22 protein-coding genes and 1 tRNA gene are annotated in these 26147 nt (G+C 35.6%); 11 read left to right on the top strand and 12 right to left on the bottom strand.

The window, feature by feature from the left end; genetic code table 11:
• Window positions 1-3 precede the first annotated feature (3 nt).
• From purB to corA, 4 genes are all read left to right on the top strand, one after another.
• Window positions 4-1347, top strand: a complete 1344-nt coding sequence (gene purB / locus ACTB0X_RS06015) for an adenylosuccinate lyase (protein ID WP_463024085.1) — start codon at window positions 4-6, stop codon at window positions 1345-1347.
• A 121-nt stretch (window positions 1348-1468) separates the two neighbouring features.
• Complete coding sequence (locus ACTB0X_RS06010) at window positions 1469-4495, top strand: ATP-binding protein (RefSeq protein WP_463024084.1); 3027 nt, start codon at window positions 1469-1471, stop codon at window positions 4493-4495.
• A gap of 1 nt (window position 4496) precedes the next feature.
• Window positions 4497-5567, top strand: coding sequence for a mechanosensitive ion channel family protein (locus ACTB0X_RS06005; RefSeq protein WP_463024083.1), 1071 nt, complete (start codon window positions 4497-4499; stop codon window positions 5565-5567).
• A gap of 29 nt (window positions 5568-5596) precedes the next feature.
• Entirely contained in the window at window positions 5597-6700 is a 1104-nt protein-coding gene (gene corA, locus ACTB0X_RS06000; protein ID WP_463024082.1) for a magnesium/cobalt transporter CorA, read from the top strand.
• A 39-nt stretch (window positions 6701-6739) separates the two neighbouring features.
• Here the strand turns inward: corA and mscL are convergent, their stop codons facing one another.
• Window positions 6740-7177, bottom strand: coding sequence for a large-conductance mechanosensitive channel protein MscL (mscL, locus tag ACTB0X_RS05995; protein ID WP_463024081.1), 438 nt, complete (start codon window positions 7175-7177; stop codon window positions 6740-6742).
• A 322-nt stretch (window positions 7178-7499) separates the two neighbouring features.
• Between mscL and ACTB0X_RS05990 the strand changes: the two genes are divergently transcribed.
• Window positions 7500-8042 (top strand): hypothetical protein, encoded by a 543-nt coding sequence (locus ACTB0X_RS05990; RefSeq protein WP_463024080.1) that lies wholly within the window; start codon window positions 7500-7502, stop codon window positions 8040-8042.
• A 216-nt stretch (window positions 8043-8258) separates the two neighbouring features.
• Here the strand turns inward: ACTB0X_RS05990 and rpsT are convergent, their stop codons facing one another.
• The 4 genes from rpsT to proS all read right to left on the bottom strand — a co-directional run bounded on the left by rpsT (window position 8259) and on the right by proS (window position 10862).
• Window positions 8259-8510, bottom strand: coding sequence for a 30S ribosomal protein S20 (gene rpsT, locus ACTB0X_RS05985; protein ID WP_463024079.1), 252 nt, complete (start codon window positions 8508-8510; stop codon window positions 8259-8261).
• 22 nt (window positions 8511-8532) lie between these two features.
• Window positions 8533-8604: transfer RNA gene (locus tag ACTB0X_RS05980), tRNA-Glu, on the bottom strand.
• 81 nt (window positions 8605-8685) lie between these two features.
• Window positions 8686-9381, bottom strand: a complete 696-nt coding sequence (locus tag ACTB0X_RS05975; protein ID WP_463024078.1) for a hypothetical protein — start codon at window positions 9379-9381, stop codon at window positions 8686-8688.
• Window positions 9382-9383: 2 nt separating this feature from the next.
• Window positions 9384-10862: a proline--tRNA ligase gene (proS, locus tag ACTB0X_RS05970; protein WP_463024077.1), complete on the bottom strand. Its 1479-nt coding sequence runs from the start codon at window positions 10860-10862 to the stop codon at window positions 9384-9386.
• Window positions 10863-10977: 115 nt separating this feature from the next.
• Here proS and ACTB0X_RS05965 point away from each other — a divergent pair, with 115 nt between their 5' ends.
• Together ACTB0X_RS05965 and ACTB0X_RS05960 are read left to right on the top strand one after the other, a co-directional pair.
• Window positions 10978-12186, top strand: coding sequence for a hypothetical protein (locus ACTB0X_RS05965; RefSeq protein WP_463024076.1), 1209 nt, complete (start codon window positions 10978-10980; stop codon window positions 12184-12186).
• A gap of 12 nt (window positions 12187-12198) precedes the next feature.
• Entirely contained in the window at window positions 12199-13704 is a 1506-nt protein-coding gene (locus ACTB0X_RS05960; RefSeq protein ID WP_463024075.1) for an OmpP1/FadL family transporter, read from the top strand.
• Window positions 13705-13907: 203 nt separating this feature from the next.
• Here ACTB0X_RS05960 and mnmC2 read toward each other — a convergent pair whose 3' ends face one another.
• Window positions 13908-14579 (bottom strand): tRNA (5-methylaminomethyl-2-thiouridine)(34)-methyltransferase MnmC2, encoded by a 672-nt coding sequence (mnmC2, locus tag ACTB0X_RS05955; RefSeq protein ID WP_463024074.1) that lies wholly within the window; start codon window positions 14577-14579, stop codon window positions 13908-13910.
• A 75-nt stretch (window positions 14580-14654) separates the two neighbouring features.
• Between mnmC2 and ACTB0X_RS05950 the strand changes: the two genes are divergently transcribed.
• Both ACTB0X_RS05950 and ACTB0X_RS05945 read left to right on the top strand, forming a co-directional pair.
• Entirely contained in the window at window positions 14655-15278 is a 624-nt protein-coding gene (locus tag ACTB0X_RS05950) for a thioredoxin family protein (protein WP_463024073.1), read from the top strand.
• 34 nt (window positions 15279-15312) lie between these two features.
• Window positions 15313-16767: a choice-of-anchor Q domain-containing protein gene (locus tag ACTB0X_RS05945; RefSeq protein WP_463024072.1), complete on the top strand. Its 1455-nt coding sequence runs from the start codon at window positions 15313-15315 to the stop codon at window positions 16765-16767.
• Here the strand turns inward: ACTB0X_RS05945 and ACTB0X_RS05940 are convergent, their stop codons facing one another.
• Window positions 16768-17829 (bottom strand): acyl-CoA reductase, encoded by a 1062-nt coding sequence (locus tag ACTB0X_RS05940; RefSeq protein WP_463024071.1) that lies wholly within the window; start codon window positions 17827-17829, stop codon window positions 16768-16770.
• 105 nt (window positions 17830-17934) lie between these two features.
• On the opposite strand from ACTB0X_RS05940, the gene ACTB0X_RS05935 reads away from it, so the two are divergent.
• Complete coding sequence (locus tag ACTB0X_RS05935) at window positions 17935-18282, top strand: 4Fe-4S dicluster domain-containing protein (protein ID WP_463024070.1); 348 nt, start codon at window positions 17935-17937, stop codon at window positions 18280-18282.
• 111 nt (window positions 18283-18393) lie between these two features.
• A complete protein-coding gene (locus ACTB0X_RS05930) occupies window positions 18394-19311 on the top strand; it encodes a hypothetical protein (protein WP_463024069.1) in 918 nt (305 codons plus the stop codon).
• A gap of 4 nt (window positions 19312-19315) precedes the next feature.
• Here ACTB0X_RS05930 and ACTB0X_RS05925 read toward each other — a convergent pair whose 3' ends face one another.
• The 5 genes from ACTB0X_RS05925 to guaB are packed head-to-tail and all read right to left on the bottom strand — an operon-like array spanning window position 19316 to window position 26029.
• Window positions 19316-20293: an AAA family ATPase gene (locus tag ACTB0X_RS05925; protein ID WP_463024068.1), complete on the bottom strand. Its 978-nt coding sequence runs from the start codon at window positions 20291-20293 to the stop codon at window positions 19316-19318.
• A gap of 11 nt (window positions 20294-20304) precedes the next feature.
• The gene (locus tag ACTB0X_RS05920) at window positions 20305-21669 is read right to left on the bottom strand and encodes a peptidylprolyl isomerase (protein ID WP_463024067.1); all 1365 of its coding nucleotides are present in this window, start codon (window positions 21667-21669) and stop codon (window positions 20305-20307) included.
• 1 nt (window position 21670) lies between these two features.
• Window positions 21671-22534: a hypothetical protein gene (locus ACTB0X_RS05915; RefSeq protein WP_463024066.1), complete on the bottom strand. Its 864-nt coding sequence runs from the start codon at window positions 22532-22534 to the stop codon at window positions 21671-21673.
• A gap of 2 nt (window positions 22535-22536) precedes the next feature.
• Window positions 22537-24504: a peptidylprolyl isomerase gene (locus ACTB0X_RS05910; protein ID WP_463024065.1), complete on the bottom strand. Its 1968-nt coding sequence runs from the start codon at window positions 24502-24504 to the stop codon at window positions 22537-22539.
• A 49-nt stretch (window positions 24505-24553) separates the two neighbouring features.
• Window positions 24554-26029 carry an IMP dehydrogenase gene (gene guaB / locus ACTB0X_RS05905; protein WP_463024064.1) on the bottom strand — a complete coding sequence of 492 codons (1476 nt, stop codon included), beginning with the start codon at window positions 26027-26029 and terminating at the stop codon, window positions 24554-24556.
• Window positions 26030-26147 lie beyond the last annotated feature (118 nt).

The raw sequence follows: 26147 nt of genomic DNA, 5'->3' as shown, positions 1-26147 counted from the left end.
CCAATGGATTTTAATAACTTAAATGCTATCTCTCCAATAGATGGAAGATATAGAAGACACACCGAAAGCATCGAAAAATATTTTTCAGAAGCGGCCTTAATTCGTTACCGGATTTTGGTAGAAGTAGAATATTTTATCGCATTATGCGAATTGCCATTGCCAGAATTAAAGTCAGTAAAGGCAGATATTTTCCCAAAACTAAGATTGCTTTATACCAGCTTTACCAATAGTGATGCACAGCGAGTGAAAGACATTGAAAAGGTGACCAACCACGATGTGAAGGCTGTAGAGTATTTCATCAAAGAAAAGATTGAGTCATTGGGATTGGGCAACAGTGCTGAATTTATCCATTTCGGATTGACTTCTCAAGACATCAACAATACTTCGATTCCGTTGTCATTGAAAAATGCAGTGGAAGAAGTTATTATTCCTGAGCTAGAAGCTACGATCGATCAATTGAATCAGCTTTCAACCGATTGGTCAGCAATTCCATTATTGGCTAGAACCCACGGACAGCCGGCCTCTCCTACCCGATTAGGAAAAGAAATCTATGTTTTTGTGGAACGGCTACAAATTCAATTGGCCCAATTAAAAAGCATTCCTTTTTCAGCTAAATTTGGTGGAGCTACTGGAAACTTCAATGCACATCAAGTCGCTTATCCATCAATCGACTGGAAAGGATTTGCCAATAACTTTGTGGACAATGGCCTGAAATTAAAACGATCACAAACCACCACCCAAATAGAGCATTACGATAATTTAGCGGCACTTTTTGATGCTTCTAAACGGATCAATAACATACTAATTGATTTAGATCGAGATATCTGGACGTACATTTCGATGGACTATTTCAAACAAGTGATTAAAGCTGGAGAAATAGGATCATCGGCGATGCCACACAAAGTGAACCCCATTGATTTTGAAAACTCAGAAGGAAACTTAGGAATCGCCAATGCTATTTTTGAGCATTTATCCGGCAAACTCCCAATAAGTAGATTACAACGAGATTTAACGGACAGCACCGTTTTGAGAAATGTAGGAGTGCCTTATGGACATACATTAATAGCATTGAAATCGTTGCAAAAAGGATTGGGAAAACTCATCATCAATGAAGACAAAATCAGGTTGGATTTAGAAAACAATTGGGCGGTAGTAGCAGAAGCCATTCAAACAGTATTGAGAAGAGAAGGATTTCCAAAACCTTATGAAGCGTTAAAAGAATTGACGCGAACCAATGAAAAAATAACTGCCAAATCAATCAGTAAATTCATTGAAACGCTGAATGTTTCAGAGTCTATAAAAGCTGAATTAAAACAAATTACACCTTACAATTATACAGGGATTTAATATTATCCCAATGGATTTTTAAAAGGAGCTTGCGATCAAGCTCCTTTTTTTTGCTATGAATTTTAAAAGGATTTACATCAATTCAAAAATTCATAATTTAACACCTTGAATTACCTATAATATGCAGGAGAACTTTAACGATACAGATGAGCAAATAGAATCAAAATTTTTCCCTGCTCTTTTTACTTTTTTTGAGGAAGAAATTACTTTACAACTTAAATTCGTAAAGGATGCTGAGAATATTTACTCCAACTTCTCAAGCCGATTAACTGGTGACAGTAAACGACAAGAAGAATTAAGAGTCATTAAGGAAATCAACAATACCAACAACCACCTTTACAAACTTTTAAGTGCCTATTATCCAGAAAAAAGAGAGAATGGATTTGCGGAAGATTTTAAATCATACATTGATTTTTGCAATCAAGAATTAAAACAAATTCCAGGAAAAATTACAATTCCGGAAAAAGAAGAACGCTTTCGCATTCAACCTTCTGATTCTGTTGGAATAAAATTCAGAAAGCCTTTTAAAAGTTTCTTTCGAGCTACCTCCAATATTCCTGTAAAGATTGCAGATGTATTTCGCAAAGAGAAAAAAGGAGAAAAAGTATGGTTACATGATGTACCTGTCAGAGGACTCTACTCTTATTACTTTGAATTTCAACTTCCTTATTCATTAATTGAAGAATACACCAGATTACTCTCATCAAGAACGCAAACCATTGATCAGGTATGGAAGATCGATCAATTTATCAATCAACAGATTGCAATCTTCAATAAAGAAGAAATAACAATCGATGAATTGAAGAAATTAGTAGCAGATAGAATTGCACCGAATCACTTTCAAAACATTTACAATGATCTGAATCAACTTAATGGAGTGCTTCAGAGAGAAATTAAGCACAAACTTAAAATACAAACGAAAGAATATCGCTTTACCTTTGATCGGGTTGGAACGATGGAGATTCCATTTGTTGAATTTTCAGATGCGAAGATCCAAAGTAAAAGTGAATCCCTTCATCTCAACTACTTAAGAATTAGCAATGGGTGGAAAAACACTCTTTTTGCAATGCTGGACGACTTTCAGCTAGACTTAGAGCTTTACAATATTGTATATGCTGGATTGCAACAGCACGAATTACTAAGTAATAGCTGTGTAACTCGAATAGACAATAGTCTTGTTGCACAGATTTCAACTATTGAGAAGAATTTACAAGAATTAAAACACAGCATTTCTACTTGTGAGCAATATAAAGGTGAAAAGTTTGCAGCATTTTTAACCACTGAAAAGGATAAGCTTAATATCATCCTGACGAATCAAGTAATCCCTGAGTCGATTGAAAAATTATACAGTCAAAACATTCCATACCTCATTGAGCGACTAGAAACAAAGATTAAAACGGAAATTGATAAAATTCAACCTCAGCGGATCATCTCTGGTTCTGCTCAATACGATCGTGCCTTTAAGAAGAATGAATTAGAGCATTTCGACCCAAAAGAGTTGGTGCAACTAGAAACCTATCCTCGATTTATTAGGAGCAATAAAGATTTAAAATCAAGTGTTCTTGAAAAACTAGAATCCGTTAGAACTGCCATCAGCGACATCAATAGTATTGTAACCTACAATCTCGATTCTGCAATTACCTATTCCAATGATGGCAAACCATTCGAAGAAGTTCAAACCTTGGCATTGGAAGGAATGAACAGAAGTATTGCCAAAACTGAAGAGATTAAAAACAGTTTAATTGAAATTAGCACAAGTATTGTTAAAGTTCTGGATCGCTCTATAGATGATTTAAATAAAGAGCTTGATCGACTGACAAAGAATGAGAATATTCTCAATCTCAGAATTTCATTGGCTAAAGCTAAAGCACTCCGGCATACTCAAAACTACAAGCAGATAGCCATTGAGTTGATCAAAAAGTACTATTACAAAATCAAGGCTTACACTTTGGTATATTGGGGCAAAACCACTAATCTGTATGAAAAAGGTTTAAAATACTTTGGACTCAATGAAAAGAAAGTTCGAATTAGTGCTGAACTAGCAGATTTTTTAAGCGATACAGATAAAGCTATTGAGCAACTACCTTATGTTTATCAGCGATTATATCGAGTAGAACCAATAGATGATGAAAGTTTCTTTGTAGGTCGATCAGATGAGTTAACAGCACTGAATAAAGCATTCAATAATTGGCAAGTAGGAAAATACTCTTCTACCATTATTACAGGTGAAAAAGGAAGTGGTTCCAGTACACTGATCAATTTCTTCTTGAAAAACCCTATTAATATTCCTATCCATCGAACCAAAGTAAACCGTACCATTTATAAAAAGTCGGAGTTAATTGATTTTTTCAATGACTTTATCAAAACAAATGCAGCTACATTTGATGAACTAGAAGAGCAGTTGATTGCTCAACACAGCAACTCATTAATTATTCTAGAAGATATCAATTACCTGTTTCTTAAAAAAGTAAATGGTTTTGATGCATTAAAAGCTTACCTCGAATTAATCTCAAAAACTGGAAAATACATCTATTGGATCAATAGCTGCAAGCTCTATGCATGGCAATTTTTAAATAAATCAATACGCATCGAGTCGTACTATAGAATTGCACTTCAGATGAGTAAAATTGATGAAAATCAGATTAATAAAATCATCATCAACCGACACAGAGTAAGTGGATATAACATTCATTTTGAAGAAGGAGAAATGGTGAGTTCACAGAATAAATACAGCAAATTAAGTGATCAAGAAAAGCAGGAATACCTTCGAAAAGCTTTCTTTAAAGAATTGAATAAATTTTCAGACAGTAACATAAGTATTGCATTACTTTACTGGCTTCGATCTGCAAAAAAAGTAGAGAGCAATACCATACATATCGGGAAGCTATCTGGATTTGACTTTTCATTTCTAAACAATATAGAAAAACAAAGTATCCACACGCTACATGCAATGATTATTCAAGAAAACATTGGGATTGAAGAACACGCAATTTTGTTTAATCACTCCATTGAACAAAGTAGACTTAATTTAATCGTTTTGGAAGATCGGGGAATTATCATAAAAAATAAAGAAGGTTTATATCACATCAACCAATTACTATTCAGGCAAGTTGTTAACCTATTAAAAAATCTAAATATCATCCACTAGTATGAAAGTTATTCTAAAAAATGGGTTATTTCTTTTGTTGTTCATTATTCAATTTAGCGGATATAGTCAGTCGAATAATAATCCTTTTAAGGCGCTTATCCCACAGAATTTATACGACACTGTCGACCTAAAAAAAGACAGCGTAAAATCGGATAGTAGCAAAAACATAAAAACGAAGGCAGACATCGCTCCCGCAGTGACAAAAGAAGACAGCGCTGTCTTTGAAAAAGTAGGAAAAAGAATTGATGCGGCCAATCAAGAAGACTTAAATGAAAAGACCCCTCCGCTTGAAGGCATTAAGAGCATCATTTCCTTTGGTAAAATATTTTGGACGATTATAATTCTAGTAATTGGATATTTCTCCATTAGTATTCTTTCAAAAATAGCCGATTCTTTAGCAGAGCGAAATGCACAACACCGATACACGTTTAAGAGTCTAATCCCTTTCATTAAAATTGTTGGTTGGTCATTAATTATTACAATAATCATAGCTGGAGTTTTTCAACCACCATTTGAAACCGTGATTGCCGTAACAGCATCTATTGGTATAGCAATTGGGTTTGCAGCACAAGACATATTAAAAAACATTTTTGGAGGGATCATGATTGTTTTTGATCGACCATTTCAAGTTGGAGACAAAATTGAAGTGGGTAACTATTACGGCGAAGTTGTTGAAATTGGTTTGCGCTCCACCAGAATCGTTACTAAAGATGATTCCTTGGTTTCTGTGCCCAACTCAGAAGTAGTGAATACAGCAGTTTCCAACTCAAATGCGGGAGAATCCAATTGTCAAGTGGTGGCTGAGATTTGGTTACCAATTGATCTAGATACCTCAAGAGCCAGAGAAATTGCAATAGAAGCTGCACAAGTTTCTCCATACATCTACTTGAACAAACCAATCGTTGTTCTATTTCTAAATGATGTAAAAGAGCGAAGAAGCTATTTAAAGATGAGACTAAAGGCGTATGTATCCGATACTAGAAATGAATTTATTTTCATGAGTGACATGACAGAGCGAACGACTAAAGAATTGCTAGCACAAGGCATTGTAAAGAAAGAAGACTTAATTTAAAAAGAACACCCAAAACCGTTTGAGTAATCATGAAAAAGGCCATTGCAAAAATAACCAAGCGAAAAAATAGAACAAAAACCAATCGTGAGCACTTGCAGAAAAAAGTAGGTCAAGCTCCGGGGCAACTCTTTTTTTCAGGTGATAAAAAGGTAGAGTCGGTAAAATGTGAAGCATATATTTACAATGCCACTGAAATTGATTATTTAGAAAGTAATGACCTGAATCAAATTAATGCTCTCAGGGCACCTGATAAAAACATTTGGGTAAATATAGAAGGGTTACATGATACGGAATTCATAGAAAAAGTAGGAGAACAATTTAAGTTACACAGCTTATTGCTAGAAGATGTAATGAACTTGAATCACCGCCCAAAGTTTGAAGACTATGGTGAGTACATCTTCTTTACTATTAAAATGTTTAATGGAGTTCAAAATGAAGAGCTAGATTACGAGCAGATTAGCTTTGTTTTAGGAAAAGATTTTGTGATTTCATTTCAAGAGAAGCCACAAGATATCTTTAACACTTTGAGAGATCGACTAACTTCAGGTCAAGGCAGAATGCGATCAAAGGGGCCGGACTATTTGTTTTACCGATTAATTGATACGATTGTTGATTACTATTATTTCGCCATTGAGCATTTTGCAGAACAACTGGAAGCACTCGAAGAAGAAGTAATGGACAATGCAGATAAAGAGTCCCTTTTAAAAATGCAAACGATCAAAAAAGATTTGGTTTTTTTACGCCGTTCAGTCTTACCAGTAAGAGAAGCCTTAAGTGGTCTTATTCGATCAGAGAATAATCTATTTAAAAAAGAAACTCGTCCTTTCTTTCAAGACATTTATGATCATGCCATACATGTGGTTGAATCGCTAGAATCTTACAGAGATTTGTTAAATAGCATAAAAGACCTTCACATGAATGCCTTAAGTAATAGAATGAACGAGGTAATGAAGGTATTGACAATTATTTCTACCATTTTTATCCCGTTAACTTTTATAGCAGGTATTTATGGGATGAACTTCCAGCATATGCCCGAGCTGGGCTATGAATATGCCTATCCAATTGCATGGGCGGTCATGATTATTATTACAATTTTTATGATCATTTATTTTAAACGAAAAAAGTGGCTTTAGATTTCTCCAAAGCCACTTCTTATATAATGTAATTCGATCCTAAGATCTTTTTCTCAATTCATCGCGAATTTCAGCCAATAGAATTTCTTCTTTTGTAGGAGCAGGAGGTGCCGCAGGTGCTGGAGCCTCTTCTTTCTTTCTCTCCATTCTATTGTATGCCTTCACTAACATAAATACAGCAAATGCTACAATTAAAAAAGTAATGATCGTATTGATAAAGTTTCCGTAATTAATACTCACCTCTTTCACAGCTTCCGCCACGACGACATCACCATCCATTACTGCTTCAACACCGTCTTGTAAGATTAATTTTAATAGGGAGAAATCTACTCCACCGATCAATAATCCTAATGGTGGCATTAAGATATCGTCTACAAATGATTTAGTAATTGCACCAAAATATAGTGCCATAATCAAACCTACTGCCATTTGCAATACGTTCCCTTTTCTGATGAAATCTTGAAATTCCTTTAACATTCTTTTCTCTTATTGGTTTATAACGGGTCAAATATAGTGGATTAATCAACTATTCATCACTACTTTTTCGTTAAACAGTCGATTTATTAAGTCTTATGTCACCTTTAAATGGTTAAAAAAATCAGCAAGATAGCAACAAACAAACAACTCTAAATTCACAATTAACTGAAATTAAAATGAATATATACAAACACTACCCTACTTATCAACAAAATAGCTCATTCGGTTAATAACTTTGTTAATAAGGAATTTTCAATTGGTTAGAAGCCCTCAGCTTAGTCCCTAAATTTGTGAGTAAGGAAAAGAACTAATTTCATTCTATATGTTTGCCATATTTGGAAAAAAGAAACTAAATGAAAATAAACTCAGCAACATTGCTGTCAATGCGATATTAGAAGCAGTTGATGAGGGTTTTCCTGAAATTGAAGCAATCATATTAAATTCACCAGAATTAATTGTTGAATTTGAATTAATCTCTGAAGCAAAAGACCGTTTTTTGCTCATTGTTATTGCAGCCAATTTACAGATCGCTCCTAAATTTTTAGAATCGCACCAAGACAGTAGAGTTTTCAATCAAATCATTGAAAAATTTGCATTGGTTTTTGACGTAGAACCATCAGCATTTGAAAAGGCAATTAATGACTACATGTCATTTCTTAAGAAGGTTAATCACCCTTCAAACAACACGCTATATTCAATGGCTAAAGCTATCTTCTTCAAATTTGAGTTAGCCGATTATCAAGAAGAATACTTCAGAAACATGAAATCTCCAAACCCTTTATTCTTGAAGCGATTGGATGAAGTAATGCCTATTTTCCTATTTGATTGGGAAGGAGTCTCAACTAAGTACCAGTTAGTAGAGTAATTCTACACCCCACATCTTTTCGAGTCTTATATCAGCGTAAAACCATCTATCTAAATGATTATAGCAATTGACTTTATAGCTATTATTAGCTTGTAGCTATGAATTGACGTTGCGCACCCAAACTCCATATCATAATGGATCATTGTAAATTATTGCCAGCAAAAAAAAGCCTCGATAAAAATCGAAGCTTCTTAAATCTCTTTTAAAGAAAAGTTCTTACAAAGCAGCTACGTGCTTCGTCAACTTTGATTTCAAGTTAGAAGCTTTATTCTTGTGAATAATGTTATTCTTAGCTAACTTATCAATCATAGTCACCACTTTTGGCAATAAATCTTGAGCATCCTTCTTTTCAGTTGTAGCTCTTAATTTGCTAATAGCGTTTCTAGTTGTCTTACCTTGGTAACGATTTCTTTCGTTACGAACTTTAGCTTGTCTGATTCTCTTAATTGCCGACTTGTGATTAGCCATAGTTTTTTTTCTTTAAAATTTGCAGTCCGTAGGGGAATCGAACCCCTGTTACCAGGATGAAAACCTGGCGTCCTAACCCCTAGACGAACGGACCGTATTTGTTTGCCCTTGATTTGGGTTGACAAAAGTAACACCTTTTTTATTTTCAGCAAGCATTTTTGAAAAAAAAAATTAATTATTCTTCATCTTCCTCTTGTGAAAACTTATAGCCCATTCTTTTTGAAGTTTTTACCTTCATAACACTCGACTCATGAATCATAGATCCAATGGTAATTTCTTTGACTTCGTTGTATGGTGGAGTATATAAATCGAACTCCATTGCGTACAAAATAGCCGTTTCAATAATTGACTGTAAAGAATCTATTGAGATTTTGCTATTCATAAAGTCGTTAAACAGAAAACCCAATTGTCGTTTCCCTTCCACAAAAAAATGATTGTCCTTATTCACAAATATTCGCGCTATTAAATAGCCACTGTCGTTAAATCGATCGTATTTGAATGAATCCGCTAAGAAGTTATAAAAGTTGATCATCCCACAGAAAGAACGCTGCTGATCGTCTTTAATATAACTTGTGCTGTACATCGTATGTGAACGTTCAAACTCAAATACATTTGTATGCATATAAATCACTAGAACATCTCCTGCAAACTTTATTCGTACTTCGTAATCTCCCTTATCGATAAACAAGATTTCAATGTTTTCATCTAGTTTACCTTTTGTCAATTCATTGAGATCGTCAACAACCTTCTTAACAACCTTTTTCAATTGCTTAAACTGCTCTTTGGTGTTTCTGAAAACAGCTTGCTTCAAATTCCCTTTAACCTCTAGCTCTTTGGCAATGAGCTTCAATTTTGATTCTTTCCTCTCCATGATTAATAGGCTTTTGCGAAGATCACTTTCCCTTTAGATGGCGCACCTGAATAGACACACTTTCCTTCCGTTTGTTTTTGATTCAAAGGAATACAACGAATGGTCGCTTTTGTTTCTTGCTTAATCTTTTCTTCTGTTTCAGCAGTTCCATCCCAATGAGCATATACAAATCCAGACTTTTCATCCAACACTTTTTTAAATTCTTCATAAGTATCTACATGATGAGAGTTATCTTCTCTAAAATCAATTGATTTTTGGAGCAAATTATTCTGAATATTGGTCAATAAGTTTTCAATCTTCACTTCGATGTCTTGAATTTGAAGTACTTCTTTTTCTAAAGTATCTCTTCGCGCTACCTCGACAGTTCCATTCTCCAAATCTCTAGGACCAATTGCTATTCTTACTGGCACTCCTTTAAATTCGTATTCTGCAAATTTCCAACCTGGTTTATAGGTATCTCTATCGTCAAACTTTACAGAGATACCTTTAGCTTCAAGGTTTTTCTTTATTTTTAAAGCAGTCTCTGAGATTTGAGCCAATTGCTCTTCTCCTTTATATATAGGAACAATAGCCACTTGAATTGGAGCCAAGTTTGGAGGCAATACCAATCCATTGTCATCAGAGTGTGTCATAATCAATCCTCCAATCAATCGAGTGGAAACACCCCATGAGGTCGCCCAAACGTAATCTAACTTTCCTTCTTTATTGGCAAATTTCACATCAAATGCTTTCGCAAAATTTTGGCCCAAGAAATGAGAAGTACCCGCTTGCAATGCTTTTCCATCCTGCATCAATGCTTCGATACAAAAGGTTTCTTCAGCTCCGGCAAATCGCTCACTTTCTGTTTTTATCCCTTTCATCACAGGCATTGCCATGTATTTCTCAGCAAATTCAGCATACACATCCAACATCAACTTTGATTCATCTATCGCTTCTTCTTTGGTAGCATGAGCAGTATGCCCTTCTTGCCATAAAAATTCGGCAGTTCTTAAAAACAATCGAGTTCTCATTTCCCATCTAACCACATTCGCCCATTGATTAATAAGTAATGGTAAATCTCTATACGATTGAATCCATCCTTTATAGGTGTTCCAAATTACAGCTTCTGAAGTTGGCCTTACAATTAATTCTTCTTCTAGTTTTGCTTCAGGGTCTACAATCAATTTGGTTTTATCATTCGGATCAGTCTTTAATCTGTAATGCGTCACCACGGCACATTCCTTTGCGAAACCTTCTGCATTTTTTTCTTCAGCTTCAAATAAACTTTTAGGCACGAATAATGGAAAATAAGCGTTAACATGACCAGTTTCTTTGAACATTTTGTCTAATTGCGCTTGCATCTTTTCCCATATGGCGTAACCATAGGGTTTAATCACCATGCAACCTCTTACTGCTGAGTGTTCAGCAAGATCCGCTTTCGCTACAATTTCGTTATACCATTGAGAATAATTTTCTTTTCTTGAAGTAAAGTCTTTGGCCATAATTGTTGGTATAGTATTTGATAAAAATGAATTGATTTGGTGGCAAAAATAAGGATTTTTCTAGGGCCTCCAGTCGTAAAAAGAAAGACAAAAAAACACATTAAACTACAACACAATGTTAAAATATAAATATTTCTCTATCATAGGATTAACATTTGCCCTTTCGGCTTGTACTTCAAGTTTTCAGAGCACTAGCACCATGAGTAAATTTGACGATATTTATTATTCTCCAAAAGATGAGCCAATTCCAACTCCAAAAGAAGTTGCAGACGCCCCAATAGAGCCATCTGCAGAATACGTTCAGAATGGAAGTCAAACGGGGACTCAATCCAATAACTACAACACATCATCTGACTTCGATTACGATAATTATTATGATTATGAATATGCAGCTAGATTAAGACGATTTCATGGACCAACAGTTGGAATGGGCATGGGCTACTATGACCCTTTCTTTGTAGACCCTTACTTTTACAATAGAAATCCTGCATTCATTGGAGGAAGTATTTATGATCCATACTTCGGATCTATGGGCGGTTGGAACATTGGAATTGGAGTCGGATTTGGAATGGGATATAATTCATGGGGATATGGTGGATATAACTCTTGGGGATACAATCCTTGGGGTTACAACAACTATATGATGGGTTACAATCATGGATATTACAATGGCATTAACAATGGCTATTATAACAATTTTTATTCAGGAGGAGGCTATTATGATAACGGCGGCCGTTCGAGTAATGTACACTATGGTCCTCGCGGAAGCAATATAAACTCACCTTATCAATCAGCAGGAGGCAGAAGCACAAGTGGAAATGCACCTCGTCCAAGTGGAAGATCTGCCAATCCTGTAAATACAGCGGCACCAAACACGCCATCAAATGTGCGATCAAATACCAATACCACTGCACAACCGGTTACAACTCGTCCATCGAGCGGTAATGCTCGTCCTACTGTGCAGCCGTCAAATGATGCACAACCTTCTCAAGTAGAACCAAGCCAAGTTGAAACACCTGTAATCATCAATCGAACTCCGGTTCGATCAGTACCTAATAATGCGACTTCTGTGCCGAATACAGAAACACGTCCAACACGGAGCAGTTCTCCAACTAATAACACATACAGCAGACCTAGTAGAGGTGGAAATTATAACCAGTCAACTCCAGCACAAACTAGACCTGCGCAGACACGGCCAACACAAACTAGACCTACTCAAACACGACCTGTACAATCAGCTCCTTCCTACAATAGTACACCAAGTTACAACAGAAGCTCTGGTGGTTCAAGTGGCGGTTCAAGAAGTAATTCACCAAGAAGATAAATGAAAACAACTATGAAAAGATTTCTTTCAATATTCCTTTTAGGATTTGCAATAGCGACATCTTTAAATGCTCAGAATCAAATTGATGCGCTTCGGTATTCAAATCTAAATTACAGCGGAACTGCAAGGTTTAACTCTATGGGCGGTGCTTTTACTGCACTTGGAGGTGATTTCTCTTCCATCTCTATAAATTCTGCCAGCGTAGGTGTGTACAGAAGTTCGGAATTAACTTTTTCCCCTAGCTTCTTATTTACAGGTAATTCTTCTAAATTTTATGGGAACAATACAGACAATGGACGTTTAAATTTTAACATCGGTAACATCGGTTATGTGGGCCATTCCAAACAAGATAAAAATGGTTGGAAAGGATTGAATTTTGCCGTAGGATATAGTAGAACGAATAGTTTCAATAGAGAATACAACTTCAAAAGTGGGTTTCAGGATAAGGAATCATTAATCGACACCTATGTTGAAGAATTAAATTCCTACAATTCAGGAATGGGACTCGCAGCTGGCCAGATAGGATCATATTACCCTAGTGATATCTCATTGGCATATGAGACCTTTTTGATTGACTCAATTAATGGAGGCGGTTATGATGTTCGTTTTTATGATGTGGATGGTATATCAAAGTCATTCAATGTAATTGAAAAAGGTGGAATGGGTGATTTGGGCATTACAGTTGGAGCCAATTATGAAGACAAATTATACATTGGAGCTGCAGTGTCATTTTCTATTATTAATTTCAATCAACAAACAACCTATAAAGAAAAAATGAATTATACCACACCCATTGATTCTGCCAATCAAGCAGCTGAATTCTATCGGGTGAATGATTTCACACGAAGAACTAGCCTAGATGTAAATGGTAGCGGTGTAAATTTAAAGTTTGGATTGATCTATAAGCCAATTGACATTATCAGACTGGGGGCATCTATTCAGTCACCGACTTATCTTTCATTGGATGACAATTACTCAACAAGTATAAATTCCAATATGAGTGATGGTAATGATAATTTCTACGAATACTTATCTGAATTTTCATACCGAATTAATACCCCTTGGAGAACAAACGCGGGAGTAGGATTTATTTTAGGTAAAAAAGCAATAATTTCTGCTGATTACGAATATGTCAATTACCCAAAAGCCAAACTTAAAGATGCATTAGACGCAACCTCCAGCTATGGCTTTGATGCAGAAAATGTAAGAATCAATGATGATTTCTCAAAAGCTCACAATGTACGTTTAGGTATGGAATATAGAATTAATCAACCATATAGTGTGAGAGCCGGATTTAAATACAATGACAATCCATTAAACACCAACTTATCAGAAAATCTATCTTCCAAGACGTTTTCCGGAGGAATCGGTTATAAAGATGAACGAGGTTATTTTATTGATTTAGCCTATTCACTGCGAAAATATTCTGAAACTCAAAGCATACAGGGAATAACTAACCTCGCTAAATTGAAGCAAAACAGTCATTTGATTCAGTTTACTGTAGGATTGAAGTATTAATAGATAATGGTTAATTATTAATTGTTAATGGTTGATTTTATGTGACTAATTGTCAATAACATAACTGCAGAAAAAACATTTACGCCCATAGTGAAATCTTTGTGTGCATAGCGGTTAATAAAATTGGATAATCTAGAATTCAAAAAATTAACCTGTAATTATTTCCGAAGTAACCATTTATAATTTGTTGTTAGATTGAAAAATTATTTAACTGCTCTCAATACTTCTCGCTTACCCCCTGCAGGACCTTTGTGTTTTTGAATGGTAAACCCTTGTTCCTGCATTGCTCTTTTCACATCGCCTTTTACACAATAGGTAGACAACACTCCTCCTGGCTTTAGAATGGAATACATTTTTGCAAAGATTTCTGTTGTCCATAATTCTCCTTGCACTTCAGGTGCGAAGGCATCAAAATAAATCAGGTCATATTGTTCAGGAGAAAAATCAATGGCTTCAATGGGCGCTTCAATTTTGGTCAACGTAATTTGCTCTGTTAGTTGAGCTCTTTCATTCCAGACTAAAGAATGAATTACATTGAATAATTCGGTTGCAGAAGGATGCAACAATTGATCAGCATAGTTCAATTGATTCAACAATTCATCCTCTAGTGGAAATGCCTCTATGGCATCATACCGAATGTGCTTTTTCAGCCCTTCATTCGCTAAAGCGGTCATCAAAACATTTAACCCTGTTCCCATTCCTACTTCTAAGATAGAGATAGAATCTATCTTTTCTGCAACATACTCCAACCCCAATTCTATAAACACACGTTGCGATTCTTTAATGGATCCATGGTAGGAATGATAGTGCTCATCTAGTTCCGGCACATATAAGGAATGTGACCCGTCTGCAGTAGTAATAATTTCTCTTTTCAACTCTGTCGCTTTAGTTACAATTGAACCCAAAAAAGAGGGTTATTTTTGTACTCAAATTTAAGCAACAACGAGCGTATGAAATTTCCATTTGATAAAAAAAGAATTGAAGAAGGAATGAATTTCCAAACTTATTATCGATTAACTGAGAAAATAGTTGAAGAAGGTAAAACTACGGGGCCAAATCAATCTGAGGATTTAGCACACTATACGAAACTAAACTTGTCTCGAATGAAACGTTTAGCTAAAACTGCTGCTACGAATGACTTGTTAATTGAAAAAATCAATCAAATCAAAAGAAAGACGTTCTTGTTAGTGATTTCTGAAGCTTGGTGTGGAGATGCGGCTCAAAATGTACCATTAATTGCAAAGTCAGCAGAATTTAGCCCAAACATTGAGTTAAAGATTATTCTGCGAGATGAAAATCTAGACATTATGGATTCCTATTTAACCAATGGTGGCCGTTCTATTCCAAAAGTAGTAGCGATTGATGCAGAATCACTAGAAGTAATTGGGGAATGGGGACCAAGACCTAAAGGTGCCCAAGAATTGATGTTAGAATTAAAGACACAGGATGCACTATATACTGAAATTTCAGAAGCATTGCAAAGGTGGTACATTTTAGATAAAACAAATTCTTTCCAAGCTGAATTTGGGGCATTAATAGATGCAGTAATTGAATCCAATGAAGCAATAAAATAGAAGGAATAACAGTTCTTTAGGTATATTTGTCTCCATGAAAAAATCCATCATCGTTTTTGGTTTGTTAATCGGTGCTATTTTGCTATTCTCTTGCAGAAAAGAAGATCAACTTATTGAGTCTTCATCTGCCCAAGTGCGATTTTCTACTGATAGTATTTCTTTTGATACAGTATTCACCACAATAGGATCGGTAACTAAAAATTTCACCATACATAACCCTTATAAAGAGAGCATTAAAATAAGTTCAATTCGTTTAGGAAAAGGGGGCAATTCTCAATTTAGAATTAACATAGATGGATTACCAGGCGCTCAAACAGACATTATTATCCCCCCGAAAGACAGTATTTTTGGGTTTGTAGAAGTCACTGTAGATCCAAATAATTCGCTGAATCCATTTTTTATAGAAGATGACATTCAGTTTTTTATAAACGGAAATCTTAAAAGCCTAAAATTAATAGCTTATGGGCAAAATGCGATTTACTTCACACCAACGACCTCTATCCCGGGATTACCTCCGTTCAGTATAATTGCAGAAGAAAACCAAACCGTAAATTGGACAAAAGACAAACCATACGTTATTTATGGCTATGCTGTGGTGGATTCGGGAGCAACACTAAATGTTGCCGCTGGAACACGGGTATATTTTCACAATAATGGCGGATTGTGGGTCTATCAAGGTGCAAACATTCAAGTAAATGGTACGAAAAGCGAACCAGTATTATTTAGAGGAGATCGATTAGAGCGTGATTATGATGATATACCTGGACAATGGGACCGAATTTGGATCAATGAAGGATCTGTAAACAACAACTTCAACTATGCCATTATTGAAAATGCTTTCATTGGTATACAGGCTGAAATATACCCATTTGGGGAAACAAAAGTAATTGCTAACAATAAACTAAACCTTAAAAATACCATCATCAGAAATGCTTCAGGTTTTGGTTTATTGGGCACACTTTATCAGGTTGATGCTGAAAATGTATTGATTGAAAACTGTGGAGAATACAATGTCGCCATTACAGGAGCCGGAACCTACAATTTTAAGCATTGTACATTTGCCAATTATTGGAAGGATTCAAAAAGAGAAACGCCACTATTTTATGCCCAAAGCTATCAAAGTTATACTGAAGGATTATTAATTGGTGAACCCAATATAAATGTAAGCAATTCTATTATTTATGGAAACATAGATAATGAATGGGATTTTGAAGGATACGATACTAGTCAAGTCAATTTCAATTTCAAAAACTCAATAATTAAAACAGATAAGTCGATTGGAAACAATGTCCGCTATTCCAATATGGTTGTAAATCCTACCGACGATATCTTTGAAAATGAAAGAGAAAAAGACTATCATTTGAAAGCGAATTCACCAGCCATTAACATTGGCGATGGGACTATCGGTAATCAAGTACCACTAGATTTGGATGGAGAGAGTCGAAATACAGATTCTGCACCTGACGCCGGTTGTTATGAATTTAAATAATTAGAGCTTCAATAGAAATTCAAGCGTGTCCACGCCGTCAGCATAATCCCATAATTCTGGCTGCTGAGCTTTCCCGAAAGGCACTGCATCCATAAATTCTGTTGAATTCGTCACCACACATTGAATGGTTGAGCGCATTCCTCTAACTTCATCCTTTAAGGCTTTTATATCTTTGTATCGCTCGTATAAAATTACCGCCACAGGTGAGTTTAACTCCTTTGCTTCTCGAAACAACACAAATCCATTTTCTAATAAAGGCTCTTTATTTAAAAGATAGATAGCTTTATTGTAATCGTAGTTATTGGCGTATTTATTATGATTCCCCAACTCCTTGTAGAGATAAATGGCTTTAAATATTCTGTTGATGTCAAAACCTGTGGGAAGATAAATCTTAGACACATTTCTGCATCCCAATCCAAAATATAAGAATAAATCACTGGCTAACTTTTCCAACTCTTCATCTGTTTCTTCTCCAGTCAGTATGGCCAGAGAAGTTCTATTCTTTCGAATAATGTGGGGTTGCTTTCCAAAATAATGTTCGAAATATCGGGCAGAATTATTACTCCCTGTTGCAATAACAGCGTCGATTGTATTTAATCGTTCCACAATTTCGAAACAACTAGCAAACTCAGAATTAATGACCACTAGAACTTTAAGCAACTGAGGCAACAATAATGAATCGTCGGAAGACAATTTAATGAGTGCTTTATTTCCGCTAATGACTGCGGTTAAAAAATCATGGAAGCCAACTAAAGGGATATTACCGGCCATGATAATTCCAATTGACTTAGGAGATTTAGAAGGTGATAAACTATAATTGGAAAGCCATAAGTTAATTTTTTCTTCAGTTAACGTTTCCCCCCAAGCTGCGAAACTTGAACGGACGTTTTCTTCCGTAAACCAGCCATTGTGTATTCTTGATTGAATGATTAACTCGTTAACAGACTCGTGAAATAATCCATTCAAAGCAGTTAAATTCTCATTTCTACTTCCATTTTCGCCAAATTGAGCCATAAATTGGCCCAAAACAACCATCCCTTCTATTCTATTATTTATATTCATTCTAAAATAAATTCTGTCCTAAAATCAATTAAATTTGCACCTTGAAATAAACTATTTTGCAAAATTTTAGTTTTACACAAAACTACAACATAAAAAAGAAAAAGCATGGCAATTGTAATAACAGATGAATGTATCAACTGCGGAGCGTGTGAGCCGGAGTGTCCAAATAATGCAATATATGAAGGTGGAGAAGAATGGCGTTTTTCTGACGGAACGACTCTAACAGGGGATTTTCAAAAGTTAGACGGAAGTAGCATTGATGCAGAAACAGCGAACGAACCAATCAGTTTAGATTATTATTATATCGTTCCAGACAAATGCACCGAGTGCGTTGGTTTTCACGACGAGCCACAATGTGCAGCTGTTTGTCCGGTAGATTGCTGTGTAGACGATCCTGAATATAGAGAATCAAAAGAAGTGCTATTGGGTAAAAAAGCTAAAATGCACTTGTAAGAAATCCAATTTTATGAAAAACCGTCTTGGCTTTGCTCTGACGGTTTTTTTATTTACGCTAATTTAGCAATTGAAAACTTTTTTGCACGTTAATTGCAAAGAGACAACACTATGAAAAACTCAATACTTCCACTTCTTTTAGTATTCCTTTTGTCAAATAATGTATTTGGCCAATACGATGATTCCATTTCTGACAATTCTAAAAGCGAAAAAACATTAGTGAAGTTGGGGCAGCGGATTTTAAATGCAGCTCTTTTTCAAGATAGAGACAGTGCGAATACTGCTTTTAAAAAGGAATTGAATGCATTGCTAAAAAAGGATGATAGCCTAAAATTGCCTTTCAACTTGGTTAGTAACCTGATTAAAGTAACGTCAGCAGATAGTAGCATACGGATACTTACTTGGAGTTTATTGAATACCAACAACACCTATCATTACCACGGTTTCGTTCAACGATTGAAACCCGATGGAGATTATCTTTTATATGAATTAAAGGACCGTTCAGATCAAATTATTGATCCTGAAAAATTGGTACTTTCTTCGGAGAATTGGTGGGGCAGTATGTATTACGATGTCGCATTGGTCAACAATGGACTAAAAGAAATGTATACCATCTTGGGGTGGGATGGAAACAACAACATGAGCCACAAAAAAGTGATTGATATTTTTTACTTTGATCGGGATGACAGCTTGCGATTTGGCAGTCCAATTTTTAGGGAAAAACGAGACATCCGATATCGAAAAATCTTTGAATTTTCGGCTGAAGTGAGTATGAATTTGAAATTTCAACGCAATTTAAACCGAATCGTATTTGAATCCCTAAGACCATCCAATCCATCCTTAACAGGAGTATATGAATACTATGGCCCTGCTTTAATTTTTGATGCCTTCAATTGGGGAGGCCAATTTTGGGATTATGAAGCCGATATTAATGTAGAAGAAGGACTCAAGAAAAAGGACAAAGACTTTGAAGTAAAAGACCGTGACACCATTCAAAGTAAAAACCTATTTCAACCATACGGGAAATAAATTTTTATGCTTCTATCAATTGATCAATGATGGAATCAATGCTCAACCCTTCTGCTTCTGCTTTGTAATTTTTCACCATTCTGTGACGTAAAATAGCTTTTGCAACCGCTTTTACATCTTCAATATCTGGAGAATACTTTCCGTTAATCGCAGCATGACATTTAGCTCCCAATACTAAAAACTGAGAGGCTCTTGGACCTGCTCCCCAACCGATATATTGATTTACGACATCATGTGCCATTTTTGTATTTGGACGCGTACTAGAGGCTAATTTCACTGCATAATTTAAGACATTATCAGTAATCGGAATTTTACGAATCAATTGTTGAAAGTATATAATTTCCTCAGCTGACATGATTTTATTTACTGAAGCTTTAGCGTCGGAAGTAGTCGCTTTTACAACGGCTATTTCTTCTTCAAAAGTGGGGTAATCCAACCAAATATTAAACATGAATCGGTCTAACTGCGCTTCAGGCAAAGGATAAGTGCCTTCTTGCTCGATCGGGTTTTGAGTAGCTAAGACAAAAAATGGATGACTCAATGGATAAGTTTTTCCACCTGTTGTGATGGATTTTTCTTGCATTGCCTCTAATAAGGCAGATTGTGTTTTTGGTGGTGTTCGGTTAATTTCATCTGCCAAAATTAAGTTCGAAAACAATGGCCCTTTGATGAATTTAAAATTTCTAGTCTCATCAAGAATCTCAGAACCTATAATATCTGAAGGCATTAAATCTGGTGTAAACTGAATCCGATTAAAACTAAGCCCTAGCACTTGAGAAATCGTATTCACCAATAAAGTTTTCGCCAATCCGGGAACTCCAACCAACAAGCAGTGTCCATTACTAAAAATAGAAATCAATACGCTTTTTACAACGTCTTCTTGTCCCACAATAACTTTCCCAATTTCAGCATTTAGTGCTTTGTATTTCGCCACTAACGCATCTACAGCTTCTACTTCAGACTTGTAATTCATTTCAGACATATTCTTCTAATTTATTGAGTAGATTTCTTCATCCAATCGTTTCTATAATCACAATCGGTATATTTTTCGTTCATTTTTATGTAAGAAGTTTCCAATCGATCTTTAATCCATTTTTGAACCACCTCTTGCTCTTTTTGTTGCGTAGCCACATTCTTTAATTTTTGATAATCATCGTCTAAGTTGGCAGTATGTGGCTCTGTCCTTTTGATTAGTTTAATGATTCGGTATCCCTCTCTATTTCGTTGATCAGAAGTAGAAAAAGCAGTAGAAATTTCACCCACTTCCATTTTATCAATGACAAAAAATAGTGACGGGTCTAGTTGGTCAATCTGGAAAATTGAAGTTCCGGAGTATGGATTCAATATCAACCCCCCATTGTTTTTGGAGTCTTCATCCTCAGAATATTTCAGAGCCATTTGTGTAAACGTAATGGTATCATTCATAATCACCTTCGCGATACTATCTAATTCCAATTTCAACTTTTCCAAACCAACATAATCAATAGTAGGTTTTATTAAAATGTGCCTCACATTTATCTTTTCCCCTTTTCGATCAATTAGCTCTACTATATGAAAGCCATATCGAGTAGAAAATACTTCAGAAACCTGACCCGGCTTTAGTTTAAATGCTGCTTGAGCAAATTCTGGCTCTACTTCTGCTCTACCAATATAGCCAATTTCTCCTCCTTTTTTAGCAGACCCTTTATCGTCTGAATACAATACTGCCAAAGTTGATAGCTTTTCTCCCTTCCTAATTCGTTCTTTAAACCCTCTCAACCTTTCCTTTGCATACTCCTTACTTTCTTGACTAATTGGCGCATACCTAACAATTTGAGCGACCTCTACTTCAGAGTTGATTAATGGCAAACTATCGGTAGGAAAGGAATTATAAAACTCCCGAACTTCTGAAGGTGTAACCGATACATCCGAAGTTATTTTATCTTGCATCGTTTGAATCAGCAATTGCTCCTTCAAAGACTCTCTCAGTTCAGCTTTTATCTGATCGATCGATTTTTTATAATACGCTTCTAGCGCCTTTTCACTGCCTATTTGTCCAATAAAGTAACGCAGCCTTCTTTCCATTTCCGACTCTACCTGTCCGTCTGTAACATCTACACTATCAATCTTTGCTTGATTTAGTAAAAGCTTTTGGAACAATAAGTCTTCCATAATAACACACCGCAAATCATCAGTAACCTTCTCCCCTTGAGAAATATATTGCAAATATTGAGTTTCTAAAGAACTCTTTGTCACAATCTCATCTCCAACTACGGCTATTACTTCATCAATTACTTGACTATTCTCAGGCTGAGCATTTAAATGGCTAGAAACCATTAATAAAATGATGAAAGCTACTTGTTTTATTATTTGTGTCATTTTAGTCTTCATAAATTTCAAATTGCTTTTTACGAAGCGCTTCCTCGTATATACTTTGTTTCATCTTGGCGATCAATTTCAGTTTCCGTTGATTCAGCAAAATGGATCGAATATCATCTTTTGCAAATTCCAAAGGTGAGATTCTCGATTTTATTTTATGGGTCAATACATTCAAAAAATAAGTACCCGTAGAATCACTCCATTCTTTGGTTGGATTACTTCTTATAAATGCCTCTTCATCGGTCACTTCATATCCAGTTAGTTTACGAAACTCCGAAAAAAGCAACCAATCAGCCGTGTCTAGTGAATATGTTTCGGCAAACTGAACACAATATTCTTCCAATTCTTGCCAATCTTTTTCATTCTTCAGCTGAACTACTTTCCTCAACTTTTCAACTTTGGGAGCTTCATTCGAAACCTTCACAAAAACTGCTTTTAGGATATTATTCTTCAGTTCAAAATTTGCTGAATTCTGATCGTAATATTCCAAAATTTCTTGATCTGAGATCAATGTATCCAAATTTTGCTCTACTAGTCGTTTTTCGTAGTTAAACGTGATTAGTGAATTCCGGTAATTCTCTAGCTGCTTTTCAAAATCTTTTTGTTCAATGGTTAAATTTAATTCTGCCTTTTTTAGCAATAAATTATCCTTAATCCATTTATCAATATAGGCATTGGCAACATTAGTACTATCCTCCGCAGACATTTCCGCATTAAACAATTCAGTAATGTCTTTTTCGTAAAGATTTTTTTCGTACACTGACGCAATTAGCTTCCCATCTTCCTTCGATTTGAAATAACTACACGATGACATTGTCACTACAAACAACATCGTCAAAAAGACACTGAATCGGTTTAATATCACAATTACTTAATTGATTTTAGGACTTCCTTATTCACCTCTACAGGATAAGTTTCTTGCAAAGATTTGATCCATTCTTTTTCTAAGTAGTCTTGATAATCAGAAGTTATTTTACCTCTTATTTCTTCTATTGTTTTTGCGCCTGGCTCTATAACTCCCAAAATTTCAACGACTGCAAATTTACTATCCACTTCTATTGGTTTTGATAAACTTGGTACCCAAACCACTTTATCAATGTATGGATTAGCTTGTGAAGCAAACTTTCCTTCCATTATTTCTAAATTCAACTGAGAAGTTTCATTGATCATCTTTTTAATATCTGCAGGTGACCATTCCTTTTTGTAACGCTTTTTTACCAATTTATAAGTTGCATTCGCTATTGTTTTATCATTGGCTACATAAATCACAGCATCAACTCGCTCCGGCCATTGATAATCCAAAATATTCTCTTCATAGAATTGCTTAAATCCATTGGTATCAATAATTGCTTTGTTCCAAACCTTGTCTTCTGTTAATTCAAATAACAATATTCCATCATGATACTCTTGAACCAAAGCTTTGAATTCAGGGTACTTTCTTTCCAATTGAGTATCCTCATAATCCAACATTGTTTCATTGATAAAATCAGTGTACTGTTTTTTAATTAAGATATTTCTATCCTGTTTTCTAAGGTCAGCAGTTCTTTTCACCAAGAAGTCAATAAAGTCTTGATTGGTTACTTTTTGATCAGCGAAAGTTGCCATTACGTCATTTGGTTTCTTAATGCCTTCACCGTTCCATTTCTTATCTTCAAACTCATTCCCAACAGCTAAAAATGGTTTTAAGTTGTTTTTCATCTCCATAAAGCCATATTCCTTTTTCAATCGATTTACGACTGCTTCAGTCGTATACATTTTCTTGGCATCACGCGACAAGTTCTTTTCGATTTTGGATTCCATTTCTTCATACGATGGAACTGGAAAAGATTTAATTTTCTTTATAATATGGTATCCAAACTGGGTTTTGAATGGCTCAGAGTAACTGCCGTCTTCTTCTAATTCAAAGGCAATATCTTCGAACGGTTGAATCATCTTACCTGTTCCAAAAGGAGGTAAAACTCCTCCACTTTTAGCCGTCTTATTATCTTCAGAATACAGTGCAGCCAATTCTTCAAATGACTCGCCATTCTTTAACTTTTCATAAATTTCATCCACCTTCTTTTTACTATCAGGTACTGCAACATCTTTCACAGATTCTTGATTTGCGCCATCATTAAATCGAACTAAAATGTGAGCCACCTGAATGTCTCCTCTTGCTTTTCTTTTATCCGTTACTTTTATAATGTGGTACCCGTAAGAAGTTCTAACAATATCCGTTATTTCACCCACTTTTGTGTCGTATGCAGCCTTCTCAAAAGGGTACACCATAAACATGGCAGTAAAATAACCCAAATCACCATCGTTATTTCTCACCGATGGATCCTCAGAATATTCCTTAGCAACTGCAGTAAAATCTTGACCACCTAACACCTTATTTCTAGCTTCCTGTGCTTTCTTATACGCTTTTAATGTATCGGCAGCAGAAGCCGTTTCGTCTACTCGTATTAAAATATGAGAAGCTCTCACTTCTTGCTGCAAACGCTCATAAGTCTCTTTCTTTAGACGCTCTTTGGTTTTTTCATCTGTTAAGTAAGGCTGAGCCAATTGCTTTCGATAACCACTTAATTCTTGAACAAAAGTTGGAAGTGTATCCATCTGTAAGTCCATGGCTTGCTTCACTTTCAATTTAAACTTAACATATAAATCTAAATACTCTTCAGGTGAACTCTTTGCCACCTGGGTATTTGAATTATTTTTTTCATAAACTGTCTTGAATTCAGACAATAAGACCTTCTCTTCTCCAATTTTCATTAAAACTGGATCTTTGTCTTGGCCAATCGCCGTGTTAAAAGAAATGGCCGCAGCCACAAATAATAGTTGTTTATAGAAATTCATAATGTTAAATATTGGGTAATTAAACTTTATTATGTGATTAATATTGTTTTTAACGGCTATAATTTGGTGCTTCTCTTGTAATGGCTACACCATGTGGATGACTTTCTCGAATTCCTGCGTTTGTAATTCGAATAAATTGTGATTTCTCTTGTAACTCTTCCACCGTGCTTGAACCACAGTAGCCCATACCAGCTCTTAATCCACCAACTAATTGATAAATAACTTCTGATATATTTCCTTTGTAAGGAACTCTTGCAGAAATACCTTCAGGAACTAACTTTGCGATATCGTCTTCCATGTCTTGAAAATATCGATCTTTTGATCCTTTTTGCATCGCTTCGATACTTCCCATGCCTCGATAAGCTTTAAACTTTCTACCTTCATAGATGATAGTCTCACCAGGTGATTCCTCAACACCTGCAAACATGGAGCCCGCCATAACTGTATTGGCACCGGCAGCAATTGCTTTCACAACATCGCCTGTAAAACGCAAACCTCCATCGGCTATAATTGGAACTCCCGTTCCTTTCAATGCTTCAGCGACCATCAATACTGCAGAAAGCTGTGGAACACCCACTCCAGCAATCACTCGAGTAGTACAAATGGATCCAGGACCAATCCCAACCTTTACAGCATCGGCACCTGCTTCGGCCAAAGCTATAGCAGCTTCTCCTGTGGCTATGTTCCCCACAACAACTTGTAATTCTGGGAAGGAAGATTTTACTCTTTTCAAAGTTTCCAACACCGCCTTTGAATGACCATGCGCAGTATCAATAACTACTGCATCAACACCTACGTTCACTAATGCTGTGATTCTGTCCACGACATCGGCAGTTACACCAACCGCAGCAGCAACTCTCAACCGACCAAACTCATCTTTACATGCATTTGGACGTTCTTTTAATTTGATGATATCACGATAGGTAATTAATCCTACTAGTTCATTTTTATCATTCACCACCGGCAGCTTTTCAATTTTATGCTGCTGCAAGATTGATTCTGCTTTTGACAAATCAGTGCCTTCTTTGGCGGTAATTAAATTTTTTGTGGTCATTATATCTGCCACTTTTTGATTGAAGTCTTTTTCAAATCGAAGGTCTCGATTGGTAATAATTCCAACCAACACATTGTGATCGTCTACAATTGGAATTCCACCAATTTTATTTTCACGCATGATCTTTTTTGCATCCATTACTTTCGCACTATCGTGCAAAGTGATTGGATCTTTAATCATCCCACTTTCTGAACGCTTCACCTTTCGAACCTCACCTGCTTGAGCTTCTATACTCATGTTTTTGTGTAAAACCCCAATTCCACCTTCTTGCGCTATTGCAATGGCCAAAGCCGATTCAGTAACTGTATCCATAGCAGCAGACACTATTGGAGTATTGAGTTTTATTTTCTTTGTGAACATGGATGAGATAACAACTTCTCTTGGCATTACTTCTGAATAGGAAGGAACCAATAGCACATCATCATAAGTTAATCCTTCTGCGATAAATTTAGAATGTTCGGCGTTTTTCATAATCGGTGAAATTCTTTATAAATAGGGGCAAAATTAACAATTTTAAGCCAGCAAAAAATTTAAAAAAAACAAAAAAAGACCCTGACTAGATGAAACTAATCAGGGTCTTTCGAGTTTT

This window comes from Acidiluteibacter sp., assembly GCF_055129545.1.
Note: the sequence above shows the minus strand (reverse complement) of the source record. Positions and strands in the feature narration are given on the sequence as shown.